Source organism: Pseudomonas sp., assembly GCF_035277045.1.
Taxonomy (GTDB): Bacteria; Pseudomonadota; Gammaproteobacteria; order Pseudomonadales; family Pseudomonadaceae; genus Aquipseudomonas.
The window spans coordinates 1-4,384 of the sequence record NZ_DATELE010000139.1; the positions used below are offsets into that span (position 1 = coordinate 1).

Here is a 4,384-nt window from a genome sequence, read left to right on the forward strand (position 1 = left end):
GGCATTCTGCCTAATACTGGTAAACCAGCCGCGGCGGCTTCACGACACGTGGCCGTTCCGCCACCGGCGGCTGATACCGCCGTACAATCCGCAGCACGCCCCACAACATTGCAAGGGCGACTGAACACCACGCGGCTATCAGGCTGAAGAGGGTCATTGCAAGGCTCATGGAATACCTCCGTTGCGTTAACGTCTTCCTGCTCTCCCTGATAGTGACCACTGGCCATCGCGGATAATTCAGATCAATTTCACCCCTTCAACGCAGGCGTGCGCGGCGGCACCTGCCGGCGGCTGCCGGTGGCCTCGAACGCAGCGGCAAAACGCAGCAGCGCGGAGTCGTCATAGGCGCGGCCGGCAAAGGTCAGGCCCGCCGGCATGCCGATGTCGGCCATGATGCCCATGGGCACGGTGACGGTGGGCACACCCAGGTGACGGATCGCGAGGTTGCCGTTGGCCACCCACACACCGTTGCTCCAGGCAATGTCGGCGGACGCCGGATTGATGTCCGAATCGGCTGGCGCCACGTCGGCGACGGTTGGGAACAGCACCGCGTCCAGGCCCTGCGCCTGCATCCAGTCCTCGAGATCGAGGCGGCGCGTCTGCTCGAGCCCGCGCAAACCGTCGGGCAGGGTCGGGATCTCGTGCCACGGGGTAATGCCGCGCTCGGCCATGCGCACGTATTCGTCCATCCCCGCGGCCAGGTCGCCTTCGCGGTTGGGCAGAGTGCCCGGGTCATGCGGGAAGATCTTCGGTCCGTCGACGTCGGCCAGGCGGTTGAGCTTCGGGTCACCGTTGGCGCGCAGGAAGTCATCGAAAGCCCAGGCCGACAGGTCCCACAGTTCGTGGTGGAGGAAGGCTTCGGACACCAGCCCGCGATTGAACACGGTCGGCGCGCCAGGACGGTCGCCCTCGCAGTTCGAGACCAGCGGGAAATCCACTTCGAGCACTTGCGCGCCGGCCGCTTCGAGGGCCTGACGCGCCTGCTCCCACAACGCGATCAAGGTAGGACGGGTGTGGATGCGCTGCCCGGTCGGGCCACCAATGCCGGGCGCTTCGCTGGTGCCGGCCTGCTCGTCCTTGTTGATGAACATGCGTGGCACGCCAAAGCGCTTGCCCGCCAGGGCATCAGGCTTGGTGGCCAGGTCCAGGTACGAGGCTGGGCGCACCGACGAGGCGCTGGGGATCGGCACCCACGGCTGCAAGCGCCACAGGTCGCCACGGGTGTCGGGGTCGTCGGCGACGATCACATCGAGCACTTCGAGCAGGTCGGCCATGGTGCGCGCGTAGGGCACCACCACGTCCATGGTCGGCGTCAGCGGCCAGTTGCCGCGCACCGAGATCACCCCGCGCGACGGGGTGTAGGCGCACAGGCCGTTGTTCGAGGCAGGGCCGCGTCCGCTCGACCAGGTCTCTTCGGCCAGGCCAAAGGCCGAGAAGCTGGCGGCGGTGGCGGTGCCGGCGCCATTGGAGGAGCCCGAGGCGAACGGCGCGGTCAGATAGCCCACGTTGTACGGGCTTTCGGCGCGGCCATAGACACCGCGCTGCATGCCCCCATTGGCCATCGGCGGCATGTTGGTCTTGCCCAGGCAGATGGCGCCGCCGGCACGCAGTCGCTCAATGGTGAAGGCATCCCGTTGCGCCACCAGCTCGGCGAAGGCAGGGCTGCCGGACGCGGCGGTCAGGCCCTTGACCAGGTAGCTGTCCTTGGCGGTGTAGGGGATGCCGTCGAGCGGGCCGAGGAGCTCGCCACGGGCACGGCGGGCATCGGCGGCCTCGGCCTCCTTCAGCGCTTCGGAGTTGCGCACCACCACCGCGTTGAGCGCGGTGGCGGTGCCGGGGGCGTCGTAGGCATCGATCCGGGCCAGATAGGCCGTGACCAGCTCGACCGCAGTGGTCTGGCCGGACTCGAGCGCGGCGCGCAGGTGGGCGATGGAAACCTCGGTGACTTCGATCATCTTGCTTCTCGTATCTGTGTTCGTGGCGCGGCAATGCGCGGCAGGTGCTGGATTAACAACTCTGGCGGCCGATTTTGCAACCACCTCGGCTGTGCATCGGTGCAAGCGGCCCCCGGCTGCGCCGCATAGCCAGGCCTCACTTGCCGCCGCTGCCCGCCACGCTGTCACCGCCCCGGGTCAGGTAGTAGGCGCCCAGGATCGGCAGCATGGTCACCAGCATCACCAGCATGGCCACCACGTTGGTCACCGGCACATCGCGCGGACGGCTGAGCTGGTTGAGCAGCCAGATCGGCAATGTGCGCTCGTGGCCGGCGGTGAAGGTGGTGACGATGATCTCGTCGAACGACAGCGCGAACGCCAGCATGCCCCCGGCCAGCAGCGCCGAGCCTAGGTTGGGCAGGATGATGTACCTGAAGGTCTGCCAGCCATCGGCGCCCAGGTCCATGGACGCCTCGATCAGGTTGTACGAGGTGCGGCGCAGGCGGGCGATGACGTTGTTGTAGACGATCACCACGCAGAAGGTCGCATGGCCGATGACGATGGTAAGTATGCCGGGCTCGATCCCCAGCGCCTTGAACGCCGACAGCAGGGCGATGCCGGTGACGATCCCGGGCAGGGCGATGGGCAGGATCAGCAGCAGCGAAAGGCTTTCCTTGCCGAAGAATGCCCGCCGGTACAACGCCGCTGCCGCCAGTGTGCCCAGCACCAGCGCCGTGAGCGTGGCGATGCACGCCACCTGCAGCGACAGCACGATGGCATCCAGCACGTCGCTACGCGAAAAGGCCACCGCGAACCACTTCAAGGTCAGCCCCTGGGGCGGAAAACTGAACGCCGCATCTTCAGTGTTGAAGGCGTACAGGAAGATGATCAGGATCGGAAAATGCAGGAACAGCAGCCCGCCCCACGCGGCGATGCGCAGGCTAATCGAGGCCTTGTCAGAGTGCATCGAAGGCCCCCAGGCGCTTGACCACGGACAGGTACACGGCAATCAGCAGGATCGGCACGACGGTGAACGCCGCCGCCATGGGCAGGTTGCCGATCGCGCCTTGCTGGGCATAGACCATGCTGCCGATGAAGTAGCCGGGCGGGCCGACCAGTTGCGGCACTATGAAGTCGCCCAGCGTCAGCGAGAAGGTGAAGATCGAGCCCGCGGCGATCCCCGGCACCGACAGCGGCAGGATCACCTGCGCGAAGGTTTGCCAGGGCCGCGCGCCAAGGTCCGCCGAGGCTTGCAGCAATGACGGCGGCAGGCGCTCCAGCGCGGCCTGGACCGGCAGGATCATGAACGGCAGCCAGATGTAGACGAACACCAGGAAGCGCCCCAGGTGCGAGGTCGACAGGGTGCTGCCGCCCACGCCCGGCATGCTGAGCAGCCACTGCAGCGCGGCTTCCAGCCCCAGTTGCTGGACGAACCACTGGGCGACACCACCCTTGGCCAGCAGCAGGGTCCAGGCGTACGCCTTGACGATGTAGCTGGCCCACATCGGCAGCATCACGGCGATGTAGAAAAACGCCTTGGTCTTGCCGCGGGTGTACCGGGCCATGTAGTAGGCGATGGGAAAGGCCAGCACGGCGCTGGCGAGGGTCACCGTCATGGCCATGCCCAGGGTGCGCAGGATGATGTCCAGGTTCGAGGGGTTGAACAGGGCGACGAAGTTGGCCAGCGTGAGGTCCGGCGTGACCGTCATGCTGAAATCGTCGAAGGTGTAGAACCCTTGCCACAGCAGGCCCAGCAGCGAACCCAGGTAGATCACGCCGAACCACAGCAGCGGCGGCACCAGCAGCAGCGACAGGTACAGGTTGGGGCGCCGGTACAACAGGTCCCACAGGTGCCGCGAGACGGGTCTGGGGGCGGTCATCCCGAGGGCGCCTCGGTGTCACGCAGCGCGGTCATCGCCGCGCGCGGCCAGCGGGCTGTCAGGTGCTGGCCGGTCCGCAGCGGGCGGGCGGCCGCGTGCCATTGGTCATTGGCCAGGCTCACGGCCAGCAGCTGGCCGTTGTCGAGCCTGAGCTCGAAGCGGGTCGAGCTGCCCTGGTACTGGATGTCGTGCAGCACCCCGCCAACCTGCACCTCAGGGCCCGTGCCCGCGTCGCCGAAGCGGATGTGCTCAGGGCGGATCGAGAACGGCTGCTCGCTGCCACTGAGCTGCCGCGCCAGCTCGCCGCGCAGCACGTTGGAGCTGCCGACGAACTGGGCGACAAAGGTGGTCGCAGGCTGCATGTACAGTGAACGCGGGCTGTCGACCTGCTCGATGCGGCCTTTGTTGAACACCGCCACGCGGTCCGACATCGACAGCGCTTCGGTCTGGTCGTGGGTGACGAAGATGAAGGTGATGCCCAGCTTGTGCTGCAGCCCCTTCAGCTCGACCTGCATCTGCTTGCGCAGCCGCAAGTCGAGCGCGCCCAGCGGCTCGTCCAGCAGCAGCACG

4 protein-coding genes are annotated in these 4,384 nt (G+C 67.0%); all 4 read right to left on the reverse strand.

The annotated features are described in order from the left end of the window. Window positions 1-248: 248 nt before the first annotated feature. Window positions 249-1,955: an amidase gene (locus VJS90_RS06230; RefSeq protein ID WP_324120115.1), complete on the reverse strand. Its 1,707-nt coding sequence runs from the start codon at window positions 1,953-1,955 to the stop codon at window positions 249-251. A gap of 136 nt (window positions 1,956-2,091) precedes the next feature. Next, a complete protein-coding gene (locus tag VJS90_RS06235) occupies window positions 2,092-2,901 on the reverse strand; it encodes an ABC transporter permease (RefSeq protein ID WP_324120117.1) in 810 nt (269 codons plus the stop codon). After that, window positions 2,891-3,814, reverse strand: a complete 924-nt coding sequence (locus VJS90_RS06240) for an ABC transporter permease (protein WP_324120118.1) — start codon at window positions 3,812-3,814, stop codon at window positions 2,891-2,893. Before VJS90_RS06240 ends, VJS90_RS06235 begins: the two co-directional genes overlap by 11 nt. After that, on the reverse strand, window positions 3,811-4,384 hold a 574-nt coding region (locus tag VJS90_RS06245), incomplete at its 5' end, for an ABC transporter ATP-binding protein (RefSeq protein ID WP_324120120.1). The genes VJS90_RS06245 and VJS90_RS06240, both read right to left, overlap by 4 nt.

Excerpts from the sequence above, each read along its gene's own strand:
- VJS90_RS06230 (WP_324120115.1), bottom strand. The coding sequence starts at position 1,955 with ATGATCGAAGTCACCGAGGTTTCCATCGCCCACCTGCGCGCCGCGCTC.
- VJS90_RS06235 (WP_324120117.1), bottom strand. The coding sequence starts at position 2,901 with ATGCACTCTGACAAGGCCTCGATTAGCCTGCGCATCGCCGCGTGGGGC.
- VJS90_RS06240 (WP_324120118.1), bottom strand. The coding sequence starts at position 3,814 with ATGACCGCCCCCAGACCCGTCTCGCGGCACCTGTGGGACCTGTTGTAC.